The sequence below is a fragment of the Paenibacillus typhae genome (assembly GCF_900099765.1).
GTDB lineage: Bacteria > Bacillota > Bacilli > Paenibacillales > Paenibacillaceae > Paenibacillus_AQ > Paenibacillus_AQ typhae.
Window position 1 is genome coordinate 29,296 of record NZ_FNDX01000044.1, and the last position, 21,935, is coordinate 51,230.

General features: G+C 52.9%; 20 protein-coding genes, 8 tRNA genes and 1 rRNA gene. 1 reads left to right on the forward strand and 28 read right to left on the reverse strand.

Going from position 1 to position 21,935, the window contains the following annotated elements:
* Positions 1 to 163: 163 nt before the first annotated feature.
* The 10 genes from BLR64_RS24380 to BLR64_RS24425 all read right to left on the reverse strand — a co-directional run bounded on the left by BLR64_RS24380 (position 164) and on the right by BLR64_RS24425 (position 9,178).
* Positions 164 to 1,114, reverse strand: coding sequence for a ribose-phosphate diphosphokinase (locus tag BLR64_RS24380; RefSeq protein ID WP_039869041.1), 951 nt, complete (start codon positions 1,112 to 1,114; stop codon positions 164 to 166).
* A 27-nt stretch (positions 1,115 to 1,141) separates the two neighbouring features.
* The gene (hisJ, locus tag BLR64_RS24385; protein ID WP_090718615.1) at positions 1,142 to 1,975 is read right to left on the reverse strand and encodes a histidinol-phosphatase HisJ; all 834 of its coding nucleotides are present in this window, start codon (positions 1,973 to 1,975) and stop codon (positions 1,142 to 1,144) included.
* Between the two features lie 14 nt (positions 1,976 to 1,989).
* Positions 1,990 to 2,673 (reverse strand): bifunctional phosphoribosyl-AMP cyclohydrolase/phosphoribosyl-ATP diphosphatase HisIE, encoded by a 684-nt coding sequence (gene hisIE / locus BLR64_RS24390; RefSeq protein ID WP_090718616.1) that lies wholly within the window; start codon positions 2,671 to 2,673, stop codon positions 1,990 to 1,992.
* A complete protein-coding gene (gene hisF / locus BLR64_RS24395; protein ID WP_090718618.1) occupies positions 2,670 to 3,428 on the reverse strand; it encodes an imidazole glycerol phosphate synthase subunit HisF in 759 nt (252 codons plus the stop codon). The genes hisIE and hisF overlap by 4 nt, the downstream gene beginning before the upstream one ends.
* A gap of 389 nt (positions 3,429 to 3,817) precedes the next feature.
* Positions 3,818 to 4,555: a 1-(5-phosphoribosyl)-5-[(5-phosphoribosylamino)methylideneamino]imidazole-4-carboxamide isomerase gene (hisA, locus tag BLR64_RS24400; protein WP_090718620.1), complete on the reverse strand. Its 738-nt coding sequence runs from the start codon at positions 4,553 to 4,555 to the stop codon at positions 3,818 to 3,820.
* 40 nt (positions 4,556 to 4,595) lie between these two features.
* On the reverse strand, positions 4,596 to 5,225 hold the full coding sequence (hisH, locus tag BLR64_RS24405; RefSeq protein ID WP_090718622.1) for an imidazole glycerol phosphate synthase subunit HisH: 630 nt from the start codon (positions 5,223 to 5,225) through the stop codon (positions 4,596 to 4,598).
* A gap of 1 nt (position 5,226) precedes the next feature.
* Complete coding sequence (hisB, locus tag BLR64_RS24410; RefSeq protein WP_090718624.1) at positions 5,227 to 5,838, reverse strand: imidazoleglycerol-phosphate dehydratase HisB; 612 nt, start codon at positions 5,836 to 5,838, stop codon at positions 5,227 to 5,229.
* On the reverse strand, positions 5,828 to 7,135 hold the full coding sequence (hisD, locus tag BLR64_RS24415; protein WP_090718626.1) for a histidinol dehydrogenase: 1,308 nt from the start codon (positions 7,133 to 7,135) through the stop codon (positions 5,828 to 5,830). The genes hisB and hisD overlap by 11 nt, the downstream gene beginning before the upstream one ends.
* A gap of 116 nt (positions 7,136 to 7,251) precedes the next feature.
* Positions 7,252 to 7,896 carry an ATP phosphoribosyltransferase gene (hisG, locus tag BLR64_RS24420; RefSeq protein WP_039869025.1) on the reverse strand — a complete coding sequence of 215 codons (645 nt, stop codon included), beginning with the start codon at positions 7,894 to 7,896 and terminating at the stop codon, positions 7,252 to 7,254.
* Between the two features lie 64 nt (positions 7,897 to 7,960).
* On the reverse strand, positions 7,961 to 9,178 hold the full coding sequence (locus BLR64_RS24425; protein WP_090718628.1) for an ATP phosphoribosyltransferase regulatory subunit: 1,218 nt from the start codon (positions 9,176 to 9,178) through the stop codon (positions 7,961 to 7,963).
* A 321-nt stretch (positions 9,179 to 9,499) separates the two neighbouring features.
* Between BLR64_RS24425 and gntK the strand changes: the two genes are divergently transcribed.
* Positions 9,500 to 11,029, forward strand: a complete 1,530-nt coding sequence (gntK, locus tag BLR64_RS24430; RefSeq protein ID WP_090718630.1) for a gluconokinase — start codon at positions 9,500 to 9,502, stop codon at positions 11,027 to 11,029.
* Positions 11,030 to 11,105: 76 nt separating this feature from the next.
* Here gntK and BLR64_RS24435 read toward each other — a convergent pair whose 3' ends face one another.
* The 18 genes from BLR64_RS24435 to BLR64_RS24520 all read right to left on the reverse strand — a co-directional run.
* A complete protein-coding gene (locus BLR64_RS24435) occupies positions 11,106 to 12,257 on the reverse strand; it encodes an acyltransferase (protein WP_090718632.1) in 1,152 nt (383 codons plus the stop codon).
* A 64-nt stretch (positions 12,258 to 12,321) separates the two neighbouring features.
* Complete coding sequence (locus tag BLR64_RS24440; RefSeq protein WP_090718634.1) at positions 12,322 to 13,530, reverse strand: acyltransferase; 1,209 nt, start codon at positions 13,528 to 13,530, stop codon at positions 12,322 to 12,324.
* Between the two features lie 325 nt (positions 13,531 to 13,855).
* Positions 13,856 to 14,365: an acyltransferase gene (locus tag BLR64_RS24445; protein WP_090718635.1), complete on the reverse strand. Its 510-nt coding sequence runs from the start codon at positions 14,363 to 14,365 to the stop codon at positions 13,856 to 13,858.
* Positions 14,366 to 14,373: 8 nt separating this feature from the next.
* Positions 14,374 to 15,015 (reverse strand): pyrophosphatase PpaX, encoded by a 642-nt coding sequence (gene ppaX / locus BLR64_RS24450; RefSeq protein ID WP_090718637.1) that lies wholly within the window; start codon positions 15,013 to 15,015, stop codon positions 14,374 to 14,376.
* Between the two features lie 8 nt (positions 15,016 to 15,023).
* On the reverse strand, positions 15,024 to 16,055 hold the full coding sequence (gene lgt / locus BLR64_RS24455) for a prolipoprotein diacylglyceryl transferase (RefSeq protein WP_090718639.1): 1,032 nt from the start codon (positions 16,053 to 16,055) through the stop codon (positions 15,024 to 15,026).
* Between the two features lie 15 nt (positions 16,056 to 16,070).
* Positions 16,071 to 17,009 (reverse strand): HPr(Ser) kinase/phosphatase, encoded by a 939-nt coding sequence (gene hprK, locus BLR64_RS24460; RefSeq protein WP_090718642.1) that lies wholly within the window; start codon positions 17,007 to 17,009, stop codon positions 16,071 to 16,073.
* 217 nt (positions 17,010 to 17,226) lie between these two features.
* Complete coding sequence (locus BLR64_RS24465; protein WP_090718643.1) at positions 17,227 to 18,348, reverse strand: ABC transporter ATP-binding protein; 1,122 nt, start codon at positions 18,346 to 18,348, stop codon at positions 17,227 to 17,229.
* Between the two features lie 109 nt (positions 18,349 to 18,457).
* On the reverse strand, positions 18,458 to 19,552 hold the full coding sequence (locus tag BLR64_RS24470) for a PucR family transcriptional regulator (protein WP_090718645.1): 1,095 nt from the start codon (positions 19,550 to 19,552) through the stop codon (positions 18,458 to 18,460).
* A 106-nt stretch (positions 19,553 to 19,658) separates the two neighbouring features.
* Entirely contained in the window at positions 19,659 to 20,618 is a 960-nt protein-coding gene (locus BLR64_RS24475; protein ID WP_208607225.1) for an NAD(P)/FAD-dependent oxidoreductase, read from the reverse strand.
* A 144-nt stretch (positions 20,619 to 20,762) separates the two neighbouring features.
* A tRNA-Lys gene (locus BLR64_RS24480) sits at positions 20,763 to 20,835 on the reverse strand.
* A gap of 7 nt (positions 20,836 to 20,842) precedes the next feature.
* A tRNA-Tyr gene (locus tag BLR64_RS24485) sits at positions 20,843 to 20,928 on the reverse strand.
* A gap of 6 nt (positions 20,929 to 20,934) precedes the next feature.
* Positions 20,935 to 21,010, reverse strand: a tRNA-Phe gene (locus BLR64_RS24490).
* Positions 21,011 to 21,033: 23 nt separating this feature from the next.
* Positions 21,034 to 21,111: transfer RNA gene (locus tag BLR64_RS24495), tRNA-Asp, on the reverse strand.
* 16 nt (positions 21,112 to 21,127) lie between these two features.
* Positions 21,128 to 21,203: transfer RNA gene (locus BLR64_RS24500), tRNA-Thr, on the reverse strand.
* Between the two features lie 29 nt (positions 21,204 to 21,232).
* Positions 21,233 to 21,308, reverse strand: a tRNA-Val gene (locus BLR64_RS24505).
* Positions 21,309 to 21,315: 7 nt separating this feature from the next.
* A tRNA-Met gene (locus BLR64_RS24510) sits at positions 21,316 to 21,392 on the reverse strand.
* Positions 21,393 to 21,418: 26 nt separating this feature from the next.
* Positions 21,419 to 21,510 (reverse strand) — tRNA-Ser (locus tag BLR64_RS24515).
* Positions 21,511 to 21,590: 80 nt separating this feature from the next.
* Positions 21,591 to 21,935, reverse strand: a 23S ribosomal RNA gene (locus tag BLR64_RS24520); the annotation flags it as partial.

The following is a 21,935-nucleotide window of genomic DNA, read 5'->3' on the forward strand; positions in this document are numbered from 1 at the left end:
CTCCTATCCTAAAGCAGTCTATCGTTTCCATCTCTGGGCTTAGCTGCTTCACACAGTATAACACAAGTGAGCGGGGGATTCTCAAGCTAAGGGAAGGTGGCTCCTCAGGAAAATAGATGAAGCAGCTCCTTCACCGCCGCAAGCACAGCAAAAAACGCGGGAATCAAATCCCCGCGTCTCTGAACAATTTATCAATAGATCCGCCTTCAATGATAATGCGTGTGGCTTCTGCCAGCATCGGCGCAACGGACAGCACCTTGTAACGTGTAGAGTGATCGTCTGGCAGCGCAATCGAGTCGGTGACAACAATCTCATCAATATTGTCATGATCCATGCGTGTCAGCGCATCACCGGAGAACAGCCCGTGTGTCGCACAGACAATACTGTTGCCGGCTCCCCGCTCCTTCAGTCCCTCAACCACATTCACAATTGTCGTGCCGGTATCAATCAGGTCCTCGATGATGATTGGCGTTCTTCCCTCAACATCTCCTATCACATGAGTGATGACGGATTCATTATGTGCCGGACGTTTCTTGATCATAATCGCAAACGGTGAATCCAGCCGGCTGGCCAGCTTCTCGGCCATGGAGGCACGTCCTGCATCCGGCGATACCACCACAGGGTTCGAGATATTCTTAACCTTCAGGTAACCGCTGATCAGATCAAGCGCAGTCAGATGATCCACCGGAATGTTGAAGAAGCCCTGAATGGCAGCCGCATGCAGATCAATGGTAATGACCCGGGTTGCCCCTGCAGTGGTCAGCACATCGGCAACCATTTTGGCCGAGATCGGCTCCCGGGGTGCAGATTTCCGCTCCTGCCGGGCATAGCCGTAGTAAGGAACGATAATGTTCACTGTCCTTGCCGAGGCGCGTTTGGCGGCATCAATCATCACAAGCAGCTCTACGAACAGCTCATTAATAGGATGAGCGAGGGATTGCACCAAAAATACGTCGCAGTTCCGGATGCTCTCCTCATAATGCACATAAATCTCACCGCTCTTGAAACGGGTCAGCTTAATCGGGCTGAGGGGTGCACCAAGACGTTCCGCAATGTCTGCGGCCAGCTTCGGATTTGACGAACCGGAAAAAATACGCAATTGATGATGCTGCATAATACCCTCCTGGGATCATAATTTAGATCATAATTTAAGCTCAAACGGTACCGATGAACGGCGCCGGCCTTCAAACACCGCCACCTCGCGGAAGCCGGTATGCCATAGCAGACTGCGGGCTTCCTGCAGCCCGTCACCCAGCTTGGCCGGGTCGTGGGCATCAGAGCCGAGTGTAAGCGGAATGCCCAGCGTAAACGCCTGCTGCAATACATGCTCCGCCGGGAACATTTCGGCACAGGGCTTGGTCAGTCCGGAAGCATTCAGCTCCATGGCAATCCCGCTTGAGGCGATCGCCTTCAGCGCGCTAAGCTCCAGTTCCCTGGCTTCGGCCTTCTCCTCCGGAGTCTGCGGGCCGTAGCCGAACCGTTTGATCACATCCATATGTCCTATAATATCATATAATCCCGATAACGCCGACTTCCGTACGGCATCATAATAACGGCGGTATACCTCCATTACATCCTTGCCTTCCCAGCCGCCGGTCTGCCGGTGATCCGTAATATCCCATTCCCCGAGAAAATGCACAGAGCCGATCAGATAATCCCACGGATAGGGTGACAAAAGCTCGCGGATCTGCTCCTCATAGCCTTCAATATAATCCGCTTCCAGCCCCACACGCAGATCAATGATTCCGCGGTAGCGCTCCTTCAGCGTCAGGCATTCCTCGACATACCGCGGAAGCTCTGCCAGCGGCATGGCCATTTCAGGGTAGTAGCTGTCCGGATTCACATGAATCAGCGGCAGATGATCGGACAGGCCCAGCTGCTGCAGGCCAAGCTCAATCCCGCGCTGCACATACTCCTCCAGCTTCCCTACCGCATGACCGCAGCGCTCATGATGGGTATGATAGTCGATATGCATCCCTCTATCCCCTCCTAGTCGCGGCGCGGACGTTCATGGCGGGCGCTCAGCTCGTCCAGAATCTCATCCAGCGGCAGTTTGCGCTCCTGCAGCAGCACCAGCAGGTGATAGATCAGATCGCTCACTTCGAGGCGGAGCTCGGCATTGTCTTTATTTTTGGCGGCGATAATCGTCTCGGAAGCTTCCTCGCCCACCTTTTTAAGAATCTTGTCTACGCCTTTATCGAACAGATAGGTTGTATAAGCACCCTCCGGACGCTCGATTTCCCGCTCGGCAATCACCCGCTCCAGCTCGCCCAGTACGGCAAAACGCCCTTCATCTGCAATTGCGGTGCGCTGAGGCGCAGCTGCTGCCTGACCGGTAAGCGGGATTTCGCGGTAAAAGCATGTATTTTCACCTGTATGGCAGGCAGGTCCCTCCGGAACCACCTTCACCAGCAGCGTATCACTGTCACAGTCGTAATGAATGGAAGTAATCGCCTGGGTGTTGCCCGAGGTTCCGCCCTTATGCCACAGCTCACTGCGGGAACGGCTCCAGAACCAGGTCTGTCCGGTCTCAAGCGAGAGCCGCAGCGACTCCGGGTTCATGTAGGCGAACATCAGCACCTCCAACGTACGAGCATCCTGAACAACAGCAGGCAGCAGCCCGGATTCGTTCCAGCGGATATTTTCGATAATGGCTTCTTGTTCTTGGCTCATCGGATTTCTACCCCTTTAGACTTCAAGTCTGCCTTCAGATCATGTATTGCAATTTCTTTATAGTGAAAAATAGTAGCGGCAAGCCCTGCATCGGCCTTACCTTCGGTAAATACATCGTAGAAGTCACCGATCTTACCGGCTCCGCCGGAAGCGATGACAGGAATGCCTACCAGGCTGCTCACCGCTGCTGTCAGCTTCAGATCGAATCCGTCCTTGGTTCCGTCAGCATCCATGCTGGTGAGCAGAATCTCGCCGGCGCCCATCCGTTCAGCCTCCTTCGCCCAGGACAGCGCCCGGATACCGGTTGGCTTGCGACCGCCGTGCGTATACACTTCCCATTCGCCCCAAGCCTCATTATATTTGGCATCCATTGCCACTACAATACATTGGGAGCCAAAGCGGCGCGCCCCTTCAAGAATAAGCTGGGGATTGTTCACTGCAGCCGTGTTGATGCCGATCTTATCGGCACCGGCGCGCAGAATCCGCTTCATATCGTCCGGAGTCGAGATGCCGCCGCCGACTGTAAAAGGAATCGCGATCTCCCCGGCGGTCTGGCGGACAACCTCAACCATGGTCGCCCGCCCTTCCACCGAGGCGGAAATGTCCAGGAACACCAGCTCGTCAGCACCTTCACGGTCATAGATCGCCGCCAGCTCCACCGGGTCCCCGGCATCGCGAAGATTAACAAAATTCACACCCTTGACTACCCGCCCGTCCTTTACGTCCAGGCAGGGAATGATACGTTTGGCTAACATGCGGCATCCCTCCAAAAGTAAAACCTTACCGTGTAAAATTTTCAGTAAAAATACTTAAAATCAAAAAAATTCGATCAAACCAATCAAACCTAAAGGCTTACCAAAGGCTTTTCAGATCAAAAAACCCAGACAAAAGGCATTTTCGATCCCCCTAAATCCCCCTTAGCCAAGGGGGACCCCAAGGGCCCCGGCCCTCTGGACACCCGGATAGCTGTCTTAGGAGAGACCGAGGAGCACCCGGCAACAAGGAGCAGGCAGCGCTAGCCCCTGCGGGGCCGCTTGAACAATAGGCGCTCCTGCAAAAGTGCAAAGCTGCGAAAACGCAAAAGTGCAAAACTGTAAAAACACAAAAGTGCAAAACTGCAAAAACCTTTAAATGCTACTTGCTTCTATCTCTGCCCAAGCGCTGAAAGCGCTTCGGTCAAGTTGATATTGCCGGTGTACAGCGCCTTGCCGACGATGGCTCCGCCGATACCGCTGCCGCTATGTACGTTAAGGCGCAGCAGGTCATCCAAGACGGTGACGCCGCCGGAGGCGATAACGGTCCGTCCGCTGGCAGCAGCCATGGAGAGGATACCTTCAATGTTCGGGCCCTGCATCATACCGTCGCGCGAGATGTCGGTGTAGATGAACGTTTCCGCTCCCTTGCCCGCGAGCTCTTTTGCCAGATCCTCGGCACGCACTTCCGAAGTGTTAAGCCAGCCGTGGGTTGCCACGTATCCGTTACGGGCATCAATCCCGATAGCCACTTTATCGCCATACTTGGCCAGCACCGCTTCCGTAAAAGCATGGTCGTTGATGGCCGCCGTTCCGATAATCACCCGGCTGACACCGAGCCCGAGCAGCTTCTCCACATCAGCAAGCGAGCGCAGCCCACCGCCGACCTGTACAGGAACATTTGCATTTTTGGCGATTGCGCCGATGATAACATCATTTACCGGATGGCCGGCTTTGGCACCGTCCAGATCGACGAGGTGGATGAATTTCCCGCCTTGCTCTTCCCACGATTTTGCCACCTCGACCGGACTGTCGTTGTAAATCGTCTCCTGGGCATAATCCCCCTGCTGCAGTCTTACACATTTTCCATCCCGGATATCAATTGCCGGATATACGATAAAAGAAGACATCTGGCGCCCCTGCTTTCCCTATAATAGATTGATAGCGTGCTTACGCCCGCTTCTGCCCGTTCTTAATCTGCAAAAAATTTCTCAGCAGCTTCATGCCCAGCTCCCCGCTTTTCTCCGGGTGAAACTGCATGCCATACACGTTATCCCGTCCGACTACTGCCGTTACCGGATGCCCGTAATCTGTGACGGCAATCAGGTCACTTTCCTGCTCCACCTGTGCATGATAGGAGTGGACAAAATACACATGCCCTTCTTCAAGCCCCTCAAGCAGCGGACTTTGCGGCTGGCGGAAGCTTAAGCGGTTCCAGCCCATATGCGGCACCTTGTAGCCTTCACGTGCGGCGAACCGGACGACCGCTCCCGGAAGCATATCCAGTCCGGTATGCTCTCCGTGCTCCTCGCTGCTGCTGAACAGCAGCTGCATGCCCAGGCAGATGCCGAGTACAGGCTGGCCGCCGGCGGCAGCCTGCTTCACGATCCCGTCGAGACCGCTTGCGCGCAGCTGCTCCATCGCATCGCCAAACGCACCGACTCCCGGCAGGATGACGCTGTCCGCTGCAAAAATCTCCTCAGCCTTGCCTGTCACCAGACTTTCGTAGCCCAGCCGCTCCACGGCTTTGCTGACACTGTGCAGGTTGCCCATGCCGTAATCGACGATTGCAACGGTCATGCTACAGCACTCCCTTCGTAGAAGGCACGCCCTTTACACGCGGATCAATCAGTGTCGCTTCATCCAGCGCCCGGCCCAGGGCCTTGAATACCGCCTCAATCATGTGGTGGGTATTGGAGCCGTAGTGCACAATAACGTGCAGCGTAATCCGTGCCTCCAGCGCGAACTTCCAGAGGAACTCATGTACAAGCTCCGTAGAGAAGCTGCCTACCTGCTGTGACGGATACTCGGCACGGTACTCAAAATGCGGACGGTTACTGATATCGATCACAACCTGCGCCAGGGCCTCATCCATCGGAACAAACACGCTGGCATAACGTTTGATTCCTTTTTTATCGCCCAGCGCTTCACGCAGCGCCTGTCCCAGACAAATGCCGATATCCTCCACAGTGTGGTGGTCATCTATATCAATATCTCCACGGGCCTGCACCGACAGGTCGAACTGGCCGTGCTTGGCGAACAGATCCAGCATATGATTCAGGAAAGGCACATCCGTTTCCAGCTCGGCAACACCGCTGCCGTCAACGCCAAGCGACAGCTTAATGTCCGTTTCATTTGTTGTGCGGCTAAGTCCGGCCTTGCGTTCTGCCAGCTCATTATTGTTATTCTCCATCTTCTGCTCCACCCTTCGCTTCGTTCTCCAGTCTGATTTGAATCGCCCTTGCATGGCCCTCAAGACCTTCACGTCTGGCCAGCTCCATAATCGTCTCCCCGTCGCGCAGGAGCGCTTCCTTGCTATAGTAGATCAGGCTTGATTTTTTGATAAAATCGTCCACATCGACCGGCGAAGCAAACCGCGCCGTACCGTTGGTCGGTATAATGTGATTCGGTCCGGCAAAATAATCGCCCACCGGCTCCGAGCTGTAGGGGCCGAGGAAGATCGCCCCGGCATTCTCGATGCTGCCCAGCAGGCCCATCGGATCAGCCGCCACAACCTCGAGGTGCTCCGGCGCCAGCCGGTTGACCACCTCAATGCCCTCCTGCAGCGATTCCGTTACGATAATCGCGCCGTGGTTCTCGACCGAGGCGCGCGCCACCGCCTCGCGCGGCAGGTCCCGCAGCTGCCGCTCCACCTCGGCAGCAACGCTGTCCGCCAGGCTCTGCGATGGCGTCACCAAAATGGCCGAGGCCATTGTGTCATGCTCGGCCTGGGAGAGCAGGTCGGCCGCGACGTAGGCCGGCTCGGCGGTATCGTCGGCGAGCACGACGATTTCACTCGGTCCGGCGATGCTGTCGATATCGACAGCGCCGTAGACCTCGCGTTTGGCAAGGGCAACATAAATGTTGCCCGGCCCGCAGATCTTATCGACCGGCGCGATTGATTCCGTGCCGAAGGCCAGGGCGGCGACCGCCTGGGCGCCGCCTACCCGGTAAATCTCGTTTACGCCCGCTTCAGCGGCGGCAACGAGAATGTAAGGGTCAATCCCCGCCTTGCCGCCCGTGGCCGGCGGGGTGACCATGACGATCTCCGGCACACCGGCAATCTGTGCCGGAATGACGTTCATCAGCACGGACGACGGATAAGCCGCCGTGCCTCCGGGAACATAGACGCCCACCCGCTTCAGCGGGCGGATGATCTGGCCGAGGATCGTGCCGTCCGGCTGCAGATCCATCCATGAGCTGCGCTTCTGGCGGGCGTGGAACGCCCGGATATTCACCGCAGCGGCGCGGATCGCGGTAACGAATGAATCCTCCACCTGGCTGTACGCAGCCTGCAGCTCCTCTGGCGTCACCCGCAGCTCCGTTGCAGTCAGCACCGTGCGGTCAAACTGCTCCGTGTACCGGAGCAGCGCGGCATCGCCTTCTTTTTTTATAGTAGCTACGATTTGCTTTACGGTCTCGTTCTGCTCCGGCGTTCCGTACTCCACATCCCGCTGCAGCTTAAAATCCTTGCTCGACTTCACCTTCACCGCCGCTTCCCCCTTTTGCACATGTAAAGCTTTGTTCCTGTATCCCAGCGCCTTCTATTTAGCATTCGCCTGCCCGTACATCTTCGTGAGACTGGCTGTTGCTTAGCTTCCCGTTATTATTTCAGCTGTAGTCCCGGCTCGCCGATAACGGCCTGCAGACGGTCGCACAGCTGCTGGATCTCATTATTTTTCATCCGGTAGCTTACCCGGTTGGCCACAAGGCGGCTCGTAATTTCGAAGATGCTCTTCATCTCGACAAGCCCGTTATCCTTCAGTGTCTGGCCCGTCTCCACCATATCGACGATCCGGTCGGCCAGACCGATCAGCGGCGCAAGCTCAATGGAGCCGTTCAGCTTCACAACCTCTACCTGCTGGCCCTGCTCCCGGAAATAACGCGATGCGACATTCGGATATTTGGTGGCTACCCGCTGCTGAATGCCCGGCTGCCAGTTGGGCAGGCCGATAATGGACATCCGGCAGCGCGCAATGCCCAGATCAAGCAGCTCATACACATCACGTTCCTCTTCGAGCAGCACGTCCTTTCCGACAATTCCGATGTCCGCTACGCCATATTCCACATAGGTCGGCACATCAACCGGCTTGGCCAGAATGAATTCCATCCCCGCCTCAGGCAATGAAATGACCAGCTTGCGCGACTCCTCCCCGTCCGGGGGAATCGGCAGGCCCGCCTGGCGGAACATCTCTGCCGCTTTATTGTAAATCCGGCCTTTCGGCATGGCTACCTTCAATATCTGCCCCATGTCACTTGCCTCCGTTTCTTATCACTCTTTTACTGCTTTATAAGTTCATCTGTTTCTCTTCCGCTTAGCCATGCTCGCTTACAAAGGACACGAAGGTATAGATTTCACCGTACTGCCCGCCGTCTGCCAGAACCGTCTCCGGATCAAGCCGTTTTACGGTCTTCAGATCCTCCGGGCCTGCGGCAAGCCGGGTTACCACCATGTGCCCCTCGGACCGCAGTCTTGCGGCTTCCGCCAGTCCCTCGGTCCGCCGCTGCGCATCATACTGGATCAGAACAGGCAGCTCCTCTTCCTCCGGCATACCCGTTACTCCGTCCAGAATCCGGTTCGTTTTCAGGGAGAAGCCTGTTGACGGAACCGCCCGGCCAAACTGCTGCAGCAGGTTGTCGTAACGTCCCCCGCTGCATACCGGGAAGCCAAGCTCAGACGCATAGCCTTCAAAGGTCATTCCGGTATAATAGGAGAAATCACCAATCATGGTCAGGTCGATCAGCACATGCTCCGAAACCCCATACGATACAAGCACTTCCCACACCTTGCACAAATGCTCGATGGAGGTACGTGCCAGCGGGTGGCTACTGAGCTCCAGCGCCTGCCCGCAGATTTCCTTGCCGCCGCGCAGGCGCAGCAGCCCGTACAGCTCATTCTTCTGGTCATCCGTCAGGTCAAGCCGCCGCAGCGTATCTCTGAAGGCTACATAGTCGCGGCCGAGCAAATGGCTCTTGAGCTCCTCCTGCGCCTCCGGCAGGTTCGGTACGGCTTCCTGAAACAAGCCGTCAAGGAAGCCCACATGGCCCATGGCGATCTTGAAGGACTTTACCCCGGCTGCCTGCAGCGAGGCAATCGCCAGCGCAACAACCTCGGCATCCGCCTCAGGGGAATCATCACCGACCAGCTCCACGCCGGTCTGGAAGAATTCCGCCTCCCGGCCCGCTTCCTCTTCAATAGCCCGGAAGACATTGGCGTGGTAAGACAGACGCAGCGGAAGCGGCTCATCCTTGAGCAGGGAGGATACCACCCGCGCTACCGGAGCTGTCATTTCCGAGCGGAGCACCAGCGCCTGCCCCCGGTTGTTCAGCAGTTTATAAAGTTTCTGGTCGGATGTAGAGCTGGCCACACCAACCGTATCGTAATATTCCAGTGTAGGGGTTATCATCTGCTGATATCCCCAGCGGCTCATGCAGTGCAGCACATCGTGTTCAATCTTGCGCAGCTTCTTGACTGCGCGCGGCAGATAATCGCGCACACCCGCCGGTTTTTCGAATCCCTTCGGCTTGGACATCTTCATGGGTCACCTCGTCAGAGTTCATAAATATATATGTAATTCGCTTTACTATGGTAAAGTGGTAGTAAAGTAAAGTGGTGGGAACATCGTATCATGGACTGTCTTCCTACGTCAATAATACCTTACCTTTACACCGGATGACACCTCTTCTCCAGCCCCTCTTTCGTTACTTACCCAACTTGATGATTCCTATCTTTGCCACTCTGCTCTGCGGATACTATAATGAACTAATATAATTCCACAGCATTTTTCGCATTTAGCGTTCCAAGTATCTATTCTCAAGCAGAAAGAAGGACTGTGAACTTGAATCCATCGTATATGATCGGCGTTGATATTGGAACTACAAGCACCAAGTCCGTCCTCTTCAGAGAGGATGGAAGCATCGTAACTCAGGCGAGTGAAGGTTACCCGCTGCATCAGCCGTCTCCCTCCGTCGCCGAGCAGGACCCGGATCAGATCCTGGACGCTGTCCTTCATACGATAGCAGCAGTGATGCAGCAAAGCGCCATCCGTCCGGACGAGCTGCTGTTTCTCTCCTTCAGCTCCGCGATGCACAGCGTAATCGCTGTTGATTCTGCCGGCAAGCCTCTTACCGCCTGTATTACCTGGGCCGATAACCGGAGCAGCGCTGCTGCCGCCCGTCTCAAAAATGAGCTGAACGGACATGAACTGTACCTGCGCACAGGCACACCGGTTCATCCTATGTCGCCTATTACCAAGCTGATGTGGCTGGGTGAGGAGCAGCCGGAGCTGTTCCGGCAGACCTATAAATTCATTTCCATTAAGGAATATGTCTTCGCCAAGCTGTTTGGTAAATATGTTGTCGATCATTCCATTGCATCCTGCACTGGCATGTTCAATCTGGAGAATCTCGACTGGGACCCGGAGGCACTGTCTATTGCCGGAATAACCGCCGACAAGCTGTCCGAACCTGTGCCGACTACCCGGGTAATCGAAGGGCTGCTTCCCGGCTTTGCAGAGCAGCTTGGACTGCTTGATTCAACCCCATTCGTCATTGGCGCCAGTGACGGGGTATTGTCCAATCTTGGCGTAGGCGCGATCGAACCTGGCGTAGTAGCTGCTACCATCGGTACGAGCGGCGCCATCCGTACCGTGGTGGACCGCCCGCTGACTGATCCGAAGGGCCGGATTTTCTGCTATGCACTGACCGAGAATCACTGGGTGATCGGCGGTCCGGTGAACAATGGCGGCATGCTGTTCCGCTGGGTGCGCGATGAGTTCGCCGCCTCGGAAGTGGAAACCGCGAAGCGTCTTGGTATTGATCCTTACGAGGTACTCACGCGTATAGCCGAGCAGGTGCCTCCGGGCAGCAACGGGCTGCTGTTTCATCCATACCTCACCGGTGAACGAGCTCCGTTATGGAATCCGGATGCACGCGGCTCCTTCTTCGGGCTGAGCATGACCCACCGCAAGGAGCATATGATCCGTTCCGTGCTGGAGGGTGTCATTTTCAACATGTACACCGTGCTCCTGGCCATGGAGGAGCGCATTGGCCGCCCAAGCCGGATTCTCGCTACCGGCGGATTTGCCCGCTCCGCGCTCTGGCGGCAGATGATGGCCGATATTTTTGACCAGGAGGTCATCATACCGGAGAGTATTGAGAGCTCCTGCCTTGGAGCAGTCGTGCTGGGGCTGTATGCTACCGGGCGGGCTGCATCGCTCGATATTGTATTTGACATGATCGGCTCCACTTACCGGCATGAACCGGTAGAAGCGCATGCCAAGGTTTACAAGCAGCTGCTGCCTATCTTTATCTCAGTCTTCCGCAGCCTGGAGAGCCAGTATGAAGCCATAGCCCAGTTCCAGCGTGAACAGGCAGGAGAATAAGCAGCGGCCTACCCATCATAAATAAAGCGCCGGCACAGTCTGCATCACACAGACCATGCCGGCGCTTTATTCAGGTTTATACAGCTGCTTTGGATTTCGGTTTCTGCGGCGCTGATCCGAACAAAATCCAGGCCGGCTTAATATAACGGAAGGCTACTGCCACGACCACCCAAGAGAGCAGGAGGGCCGCCAGGAATCCTCCCGCAATAGCCGCCGTATAGGCCAGTGAACCGCCATGAAACGGAATCTTCCGGTAAAAAAACAGAACCGCCGGATGTACGAGATAAATGCCAAACGAGCACGCGCCCACTGAGATCAGCATACGCGTCAGCAGACTGCGGCCCGCTCCATACAGCAGGAAAGACAGCTGCAGCAGCACCAGACAGGACAGCAGCGCATGAAGGTTAGAAAAACCCTCATACCAGAGGCTGTTGATCACTGTTTTCCTGGTGTAGTTGTTGAACCACAGCTGCACATGGATAACGCCCGCCGCCGCCCATAACAGCCACAGTGCGATCCAGACTCCGCCTCTGCCGGATTTCCAGCCCTCGCGGGAAGGAATCAGCCATTTTTTCAGAGAGCTGTAGTACACGGCAACCGCCGCTCCCAGCAGGAAATAGGAGAAATAGGTGATTGAGAGACTGCCCTTGGACAGCTGCCAGTATCCGTTGTTCGTCATATATTTGTTCAGCAGCACGAAGCCCCATTGCAGGGCAAGTCCGAGGACCGGTGCCCAGGCAGCAAGCTTACGGGCCTTTTGCAGGCACCACAGCATAAGCGGAAACAGAACATAGAACTGGATAATAATAATGATGTAATACAGATGGGTATAAGCCGTCCCCGTCCAGAGGTACTTCCACAGCTTGGCTGCCATATCCTCCAGCGGCATGTTCCAGGTATACCCGGCCGTCATTTTCAGGATAAAATACAGCAGCGAAAAAACGAAATAAGGCACAATAATATAAATCAGCCGCCGGCTATAAAATTTCCCCAGTGTCTTCCCGCTGAGCGGACGGTCGATATAGTTATAAAACAGTACAAATCCGCTTAAAAATACAAAAGACGGCACTGCAAACTGGCTGAATTTATTGATGAACAAAAACGGATGAAACATCCCTGTGTCCAGTGTCTCCGATAATGTCCGTGAAGTGGCGTGAATCGCCAGTACCGCAAAAATTGCAATTGCCCGGAAAATATCCAGCTGCGGAATTCTTTCCTTTTGTCGCATTTACCTTCCTCCTGTTAAGCTCCGCATCTCAGATGCTCATTACCCAGCTTATGATTAGTCCCTTTTATAGCCCATGATTTCCTTTCATCTCAGAGCGCGCCTGCCCACTTCCCGCCTGCTTCACCTTAGCTTCAGAGGCCAGTGAACGCGGCACATTGCCGAAAGCAATCCAGCCCAGCGGAAATCTGCGGAAAGCAAACTGCACGATAATCCAGCTGCCAGCCAGCGCAACCAGAAGCCCTCCGTAGATAAACCCCACATAGAGCAATGAATCAGGCGAAATGCCGTAGCGGAACCGTCTGTACACGGCGAGCAGCAGCGGATGAATCAAATAGATTGCGAACGACAGCTCCCCCAGCCTTGTCAAAAAAGCAACCAGCCGGCGCGGAGCCTTCCTGTAGAGCAAAAAAGTTACGTACAGCAGCACCAGCGCCGACAGCAGTGTATGCACATTCCATAGCAGCTCATACCACAAAGAATCTGTCCAGTTGCCGAAGCGGCGGGCTTCATACCATAACTGGACATGGATAAAAGCTGCCGCCAGCCAGGCGGTAAACAGCAGCACGGTCAGCTTTTTATGCATAGCCGTAAGTCCGCTCCATGGCTTTACCAGCCACTGCTTCACCTTTTCAAAGTTAACTGCGATATACGCACCGAGCATATAATAAGCCAGATAAGAGATAGCCAGACTGCCCTTCTCCACGATATGAAGCTGATATTTGTTCCAGAAAATAAATCCCCATTGCAGCAGCAGTCCAAGCGGGAAAGCCCACTTTACCCAAAATTCCGAGCTCTGCAGCAGCTTCAATAGTAAGGGAAACAGCAGATAGAACTGGATACTGATAAAGACAAAATACAAATGCGCATATGCCGATCCTGAGAAAAGCGCTTCAAGAAAGCTGGACAGGTTCTCTGCCGGCTGCTGCATCAGTACTCCGTTCACATACAGCGTCAGCGCGTAATATCCGGTTGAAGCAAGAAGATAGGGCAGCAAAATGTACTTCAGCCTGCGCCGGTAAAAGCTGCCGATCAGACTTTTCGTAACCGGACGCCCGTAATAATTGTAGAACAGCACAAAGCTGCTGAGAAAAATAAACGACGGAGTCCCGAACTTGAAAAAGATATTGATCCAGTTAAGCCAGTAATAATAGGGAGAATTCAGCGCCTGCTCCCCGGCGGCAAAAGATGAAGAATGTACATGCAGAACGCCCGTAATCGCCAGGGCGCGGTAAATATCCAGCTGCGGCAGTCTTTCCGGTCTGGCTTCATTCATGATAATTATCCTCTTCTCTGCTTATAATGGCTGTTCATATAGACGCCAAGCGAGCGGAACATGATGACTGAACCCATCAGGAAGCCTTCCTATGCTGTTTATTCATTCTGATGTATTTTCTGCAGCGTCCTTGTGTCAGCTACACCTTTATCATAAGTACAAGTATACCGCTTCTTTCTCTGCCGGGGCACTTAAAGCTTTCTGAATTTTTTAAGAACAGTACGATAATCTCCGCTGCAGCCCCCTGTTACATTAAAATAACCCTGCAGCTTCTGCGCCGGTACACGCATTCTGAAACTGCAGGGCTATTCCGGTATCCTGTCTGTTATTCTTCTTCCTGCAGCGCTCCTGCGGAAGCCGGATGCAGCTCCCGGAGCGGATTGCCGCCGACAAAGGAGCCGGGCGCCACGTCCTTGTGGACTACCGAGCCTGCGGCAACAACGGCCCCGTCCCCAATCGTAACGCCCGGCAGAATGGTTGTGTTCGCTCCGATCAGTACATTTTCACCGATAATGACCTCACCCAGACGATACTCCTTGATGAGATACTCATGCGCCAGAATCGTCGTATTGTAGCCAATGATTGAATTTTCGCCGACTGTTATCTTCTCCGGAAAAAACACATCGACCATCGCCATAAGGCCGAACGCCGTATGCTTTCCGACCTTCATACCGAGTATGCTGCGGTAAATCCAGTTTTTGACCGGCAGAATTGGACAGTACCTGGCAATCTGGATAAAGATGAAATTGCGCACACCCTTCCAGGGGCTGACCGTACGATAAATATACCAGAGCGAGTTATGCCCTTCGACCGGATAACGGGTAACTTTTCTCACGGTTCATTTCACCCTTGCTCTACAATAGTCAGTAAATCGGTCATATCCTGAATGATATAATCCGGATGATATTTACGCAGCGTCTCTTCCCCTTTTAGCGACCATGAGACTCCGGCTACACGAACCCCGGCTGCCTGGGCTGATTGGATATCAACTGCACTGTCCCCGACCATAAGCGTCCGCTGCGGATCTGCATTCAGGTTGCGAAGTGCCGTCAGCACCGGCTCCGGGTGTGGCTTGGGGTGTTCTACGTCATTCACGGTAACAATGGTCTCCATGTACTTGAGCAGATCAAACATCTCCAGCGCTCTAAGGGTAGTCGGCCGAATCTTAGTCGTGACAATACCCAGCTTGATCCCGCGCCGCAGCAGCTCGTCCATCGTCTCATTTACATGCGGAAAGGCTGCAATCAGCTCATCATGGTGAGCGTTGTTATACGCACGGTAGGACAGTTCAAGTGCACTTGTATCCACCAGACCGGAGAAAGTGCTTATCTGCTGCTGCAGCGTTGTCCCCATATGAGGAATAATCTGCTCCCGGCTTAGCGGGGGCAGATTATTCTCCTTGAGCGCATGCATAAATGAGTTTATGATCAGCTCGTTAGTATTAACAATGGTTCCATCCAGATCGAACAACACATATTCTATCATTTCAATCTTTACTCCTTACGTTGCTCATTCTCCGCTTTGTCTGCTTCAGACTGTACATCCTGCGGGGCTTTGTGCGGAGTAACCGCGGCATGCTCCGGCACAACCGGTTCACTGGCTGCAGCCTTCGTGCTGACAATAGGGTCAGAGTAATAAGCATTCGCCTGGCCGGTCACTCTGCGTACGACAATAATGATAATCGCCGCGATGATAATCAGCAGGGCAAGCAGCTGTGAGATCCGGATGTTCCCGTATGCCGGATCGAAATAGCCCTGTTCAAAGCCCAGCCATTTCATCGGGCTCCAGAGCCCGTCAATCAGTGAAGCTACACCGCTGCTTCCATTGAAGCCCAGGCTGTCGGTGCGCAGTGCTTCAATGAAGAAGCGTCCAATGGAGTACCAGATGAAGTAGGAAAGGAAGATCTCACCGGCCCGTACAAATTTCTGGCGGCGCAGTACCATCAGCAGTGCAATCCCCAGCAGACTCCACAGCGATTCATACAAAAACGTCGGATGGTGAAACGCATCACCTATGTACATTTGATTAACAATGAAGTCCGGCAGATGCAGCTTGTCACGCAGGAAAGATTCTTCGATCGGACCGCCATAGGCTTCCTGATTAACAAAGTTGCCCCAACGGCCAATCATTTGTCCGGCAAGCAGACTCGGTGCGCATATATCCACGATTCGCCAGAACGGGTACCCTTTGTATCGGAAATAGATAATGCCACAGATGATAGCTCCGATTAAGGCGCCGTATATGGCAATACCGCCGTTCCAGATTTTAAAGACATCAATCAGGTTGTCCTTATAATCGTCCCACATGAAGGCAACGAAGTAGATCCGCGCACCGATAATGGCCGAAGGCACACCCAGCAGCAGCAAATCCATGAAAAATTCCTGCGGAATATTAAACCGTTTACCCTCCCGGATGGCCAAAAACAGGCCTACAAGCGCTCCGGTCCCCAGAATCAGACCATACCAGTGTACCGGCAGCGACCCGATGGAGAAAACAATGGGATTAATCGCCAATGAGAAAAACATGTTCACACACTCCTCCTAGTCCAGATCATCCATGTCTTCAGAGATGGTGGCTGTAAGTTTATTGGTAAACTGAAGAGCTGCGTTAAAGCCCATTTGCTTCAGACGGTAGTTCATGGCCGCAACCTCAATAATAACGGCAAGATTTCGTCCCGGACGCACCGGAATGGTTACAAGCGTAACATCCGTATCTATAATCCGTGTGGTCTCCTCGTCCAGCCCCAGCCGGTCATATTGTTTGTCCTGCTGCCATGCTTCAAGACGTACAACAAGCGTTATCCGTTTATGATTACGGATGGCACCCGCACCAAACAAGGTCATTACATTAATAATCCCGACCCCGCGGATTTCCAGCAGATGGCGGATCAGCTCAGGCGCAGTTCCGTGCAGCTGATTATCCGAGGTTTGGCGGATTTCCACTGCATCATCGGCAATCAGGCGGTGTCCGCGTTTAACCAGCTCAAGTGCCGTTTCACTTTTACCGATACCACTGCTGCCTGTAATCAGCATGCCCACACCGTTAACATCGACCAGAACCCCATGAATGGTTGCAGTAGGAGCCAGTCTGCCTTCCAGGAAGCTGGTCAGCCGGCTGGAAAAAATCGTTGTCGCCATCGAGCTTCGCAGAACCGGAAGTCCCTTCTCATTACTGGTGTCAATCAGCTCCTGCGGTACATCCAGTGCTCTAGTAATTACAATACATGGCGTATTGTCAGTGCAGATTCCCTCGATGCGGCTCTTACGCTCTTCCTCGGGAAGCATGGAGAAGAACGCCAGCTCTGTTTTGCCGAGCAGCTGCACGCGCTCTTCAGGGTAATATTCGAAATAACCGGCCATTTCCAGCCCCGGACGGTTGAGGTCATCCACTGTTATCGGTCTTTTGAGACCTTCATGCCCGGAAACCACTTCTAATTGAAAATGCTGTACCAATTCAGATACTTTTACCTTCTTAGCCATGTATGTTCTTCCTTTCGTCGCCTGCGGCAAGTCCGCTGTCCGCGTCTGGATAGCTATTCTTATAAACCCAACCGTAGGTAATTCTCCTGCTATCTTAATGTATAACGTCTATGAATGCAATCTTAATGCCTGTCACTATGCATAGTCCGGAGAGGGCCTACATATCAAAAAGGCCGCCCTTTCAGGCGGCCTCTCAAGCAGGGAAGATACTGCTATCTTAGCCCAGCAATACGTTCAGTTCGGTTTCTTTATCGAAAATATGAATTTTGTTCATATCGATGGCCAATTTTGGCTTGCTGCCTTCACGGGTAGTGGAACGTCCGTCTACACGGGCAATTACAGTTCCTGTGCCAACTCCGCTCAAGTAGAGGAGCATTTCGTGACCAAGGTTTTCTGTAACGTCTACCAGGGAAGTAAAGATTGTGTTCGGGGAAGCTTCCAGGAATACTGGCTCTTCATGGATATCTTCCGGACGAAGACCCATGATAACTTCTTTACCGATGTAACCTTTGCTGCGCAGGATTGTAGCTTTGCCGCCTGGAACTTCAACATCCAGGTTTTCAGCGCGGAAGCGTACAGAACCGTTCACTTCGCTCAGTGTACCATTGATGAAGTTCATTGTAGGGGATCCGATGAATCCGGCTACGAACAGGTTAGTAGGCTCATTGTACAGCTCTTCAGGAGAAGCAGCCTGCTGAATGATACCGTCGTACATAACTACGATACGGTCACCCATCGTCATAGCTTCTGTCTGGTCATGTGTTACGTAGATACAAGTGGTTTCAAGACGTTTAACCAGCTTGGTGATTTCGGCACGCATCTGACCACGGAGTTTAGCATCCAAGTTGGAGAGCGGCTCATCCATCAGGAAGACTTGCGGATCACGGACGATCGCACGGCCCAGAGCGACACGTTGACGTTGACCACCGGACAGAGCCTTTGGTTTACGTTCCAGCAAGTGCTCGATATCGAGGATCTTCGCAGCTTCGCGTACTTTCTTGTCGATTTCTTCTTTCTTCACTTTACGCAGTTTCAGACCGAATGCCATGTTCTGATATACGCTCATGTGCGGATACAAAGCGTAGGATTGGAATACCATCGCGATGTCGCGGTCTTTAGGAGCAACGTCATTAACTACACGGTCGCCAATGTACATTTTTCCTTCAGAGATTTCTTCCAGACCTGCGATCATACGCAGTGTTGTGGATTTACCGCAACCGGAAGGACCAACCAGTACGAGAAATTCCTTATCTTTAATATCAAGATTGATATCCATTACTGTTGCTTTATCGGAACCCGGGTATTTTTTGAAAATGTGCTCTAAACGTACGCCTGCCATTGTATTTCCCCCTCGAGTTAATTAATTAGGATAAAAATAAATCGCTTTCTTGTACATTTATCTTACCCCAGACGTGCAGAACTGGCTATTTGTAACGTTCACAAAAAACCTATTTTCTTTTCGTCACTTTATACAATAACATGGCTAACTTCACAATTGCCGCATCTCCGAAGCTCCGGACATCGGCTCCTGTTTCCTGCTTGATCTTATCCAGCCTGTACAGCAGTGTGTTCCGGTGGATGTACAGCTTCTTGGCCGTCTCGCTTACATTGCAGTCCATTTCAAAGAACGTCTCCAGTGTAAGCAGCATCTCCTTGTCCGCCAGCACGGAAGAGTAATCGCCGATCTGTCCAAGCAGCTGCCGCCGCCGGCTGTCGGGAATACTGTTAATCAGGCGCTCCATGTGCAGCTCCCACGGCAGATGGATATAATCACCGACCTGAAAAATCCGGCCGAGCACTATAGTCTCACGCAGAAGAGCCACTGAGCCTGTCAGGCCCTTTACCGGGATAATTGCCGGGGCCACAGCCAGATGGAATACCCCCACCCACTCACTGGCAATCAGCTCATGCAGTCCCATGCTGGTCTGTGCCAGGAGCTCATCTTCACTTTCTTCCTCGTCTTCCTTATCATCTCCGCCGGTGAGCAGTTCCTTACGGGCCAAAATTAGCCACTCCTTCTCCTGCAGGGGGATAAGCAGAATTTCATTCTCGAAATAATTACGCAGGAGCTTCATTAAAGTACGGTAGGTCATCTGCGGATTATGGACATTTTCACTGACCAGCAGAAAAGGAATCATATCGCCGAATAAACGGCCCTTAAGTGTCATATCATCAGGTATTTCTGCATCAATCTTTTCCTGCTCCAGCTGGGAGTTGAGCCAGACGCTGAGCTGACGCGCCTCGACCTCACCCTCTTCCTTTATACCGGTAGCCTTGAGGGCGACAGCATAATTACGAGCCGCATAATTGACCAATTGCAACTCCAGCGGAGACAGGCCCTCCATCTCGACCCAAAGTGCGGTAAATCGGCCCTCATTCTCATATAAAGGAACCCATAGATGTCCTTCATGCGTAACAGGCTGGTCCTGCTGTTCAGTGCCTGCACCAAAAAGGGAAGCCGAATGCTGCCTCCCGAGCTGTTTGATTCCGGTTCTTTTTCCCGTGAGCTGCTCCAACCTTTGACGCAATGCCTCACTATCCATAGTCACCATGCTCCACCACTTTTGCTCTTTTCGCCTATTTTATCATATTTTGCAATAAGATGCGGCAAGGGCCTTCAGAAGGATATGAGATATAACATGAATTCCTCTAATCAGTGCCTTCAGTACTGTAAACTGCATGTTTGGACAATGGAAGTTTAGGGGGATTAAGCTTTTTAAGCACTTTATTCATCCAGATCCCGGCAATCGCCCCTTCACCCATAGCAACCGTAGCCTGTTCGGCATGAACAGCAAGATCACCGGCTACCCACAGATGCTCGACATTTGTCATTAAAGAGCGCTTATCGGCTTCCGCATGTTTATTCTTATGGAGTCTTACCCCCAGCTGGGCAGCAAGCTCCGAATGAACGGGATTTTTGCCAAAAGCTATAAACCCACGCTCTGCCGGAACCGTTTCCCCATCCTCCAAGATAACCTGCTTAATATATCCGTCATTTTCATGAACAACCTTGGCAGCTGCCTTTTCAATGTACCTGATTCCCTCATCAAGGAGACGGCCTATATTTTCTTGAGAAACTGGTTCACGTTCATGATTAATATAAGTAAGATCCCCGGTACGCTCACGTAAAATAAAAGCCATATTCGCACCGGCATCGCCAGAGCCCAGCAGGACCGTCTGCCGGTTCTCAATTTCGTAGCCGTCGCAGTCAGGACATACGTAAAGGGTTCTGCCCATAGTTGCTTTTATTCCCGGAAGCTCCGGGAAACGGTCCATTACCCCTGTTGCAAGCAGCAAGGTCGTCCCTTCATACTGTTGTCCCTGCTGTCCTGTTAACAGGAAGTGATCATCCCTCTTTTGTGCCGTGACAATTCTGTCCGTTATAAACTCCACACCTGCTGTCTGCGCCTGCTGCCGGCCTGTCTGGCGCAGCTCCTCACCCGATATACCATCGGGCCATCCGAGTATATTATGATAGCTCCGGCACAGCGTTGATCTTCCTACGCCTGCATCAATGACCAGTACACGGTGCACAGAGTAGCGTCCTAATTGTATAGCTGCCTGAAGGCCGGCTAACCCGCCTCCAACAATAACCGCATCATATCTCACAGGAATACCCTCATTTCTATTCGTTATTATAAACTTATAATTAAACGAAGCAGAAATTTTTAAACTGGATAATGAAACAAAATGAAAACTCTCCAGAAAATACAAAAAAGCCACCATCCGGAGATGATGACTTTCTGTTTGGAATGAGCCATGAAGGACTCGAACCTTCGACACCCTGATTAAAAGTCAGGTGCTCTACCAACTGAGCTAATGGCTCATAAAACTGGTGGAGGCTGATGGATTCGAACCACCGAACACGTACGTGAGCAGATTTACAGTCTGATGCGTTTGGCCACTTCGCTAAGCCTCCACGTTATGGTGGCGCGGGAGGGAATCGAACCCCCGACACAAGGATTTTCAGTCCTTTGCTCTACCGACTGAGCTACCGAGCCATACAACAAGCCAAAAACTAAAATGGCGGAACCGACGGGATTCGAACCCGCGATCTCCTGCGTGACAGGCAGGCATGTTAGGCCAACTACACCACGGTTCCGCATTTGTAAAAAGAATGGTGCCGGCGAGAGGACTTGAACCCCCAACCTACTGATTACAAGTCAGTTGCTCTACCAATTGAGCTACACCGGCACAGTGTTAAATGTCTTACAGGGTAAAAATGGTGGAGGCTGAGGGGATCGAACCCCCGACCCTCTGCTTGTAAGGCAGATGCTCTCCCAGCTGAGCTAAGCCTCCGGGAATATGGTAGCGGCAGAGGGGATCGAACCCCCGACCTCACGGGTATGAACCGTACGCTCTAGCCAGCTGAGCTACGCCGCCACAATAATTAGGTTATGGATTTGGAATGGCGGAGAGAGAGGGATTCGAACCCTCGCACCGCTTACGCAGTCTAACCCCTTAGCAGAGGGTCCCCTTATAGCCACTTGGGTATCTCTCCAAACGATCTGGTGCCATGTAAATCCATACAGGAACTTGATTCCTGAAAACTGAATCCGAAACAAATCTGCGATTTAAAGATTGGATAAGCCCTCGACCGATTAGTATTGGTCAGCTCCATGCATTGCTGCACTTCCACCTCCAACCTATCTACCTCGTCGTCTTCAAGGGGTCTTACAAACTGGGAAATCTCATCTTGAGGGGGGCTTCACGCTTAGATGCTTTCAGCGCTTATCCCGTCCGTACGTAGCTACCCAGCCATGCTCCTGGCGGAACAACTGGTGCACCAGCGGTACGTCCATCCCGGTCCTCTCGTACTAAGGACAGCTCCTCTCAAATTTCCTACGCCCACGACAGATAGGGACCGAACTGTCTCACGACGTTCTGAACCCAGCTCGCGTACCGCTTTAATGGGCGAACAGCCCA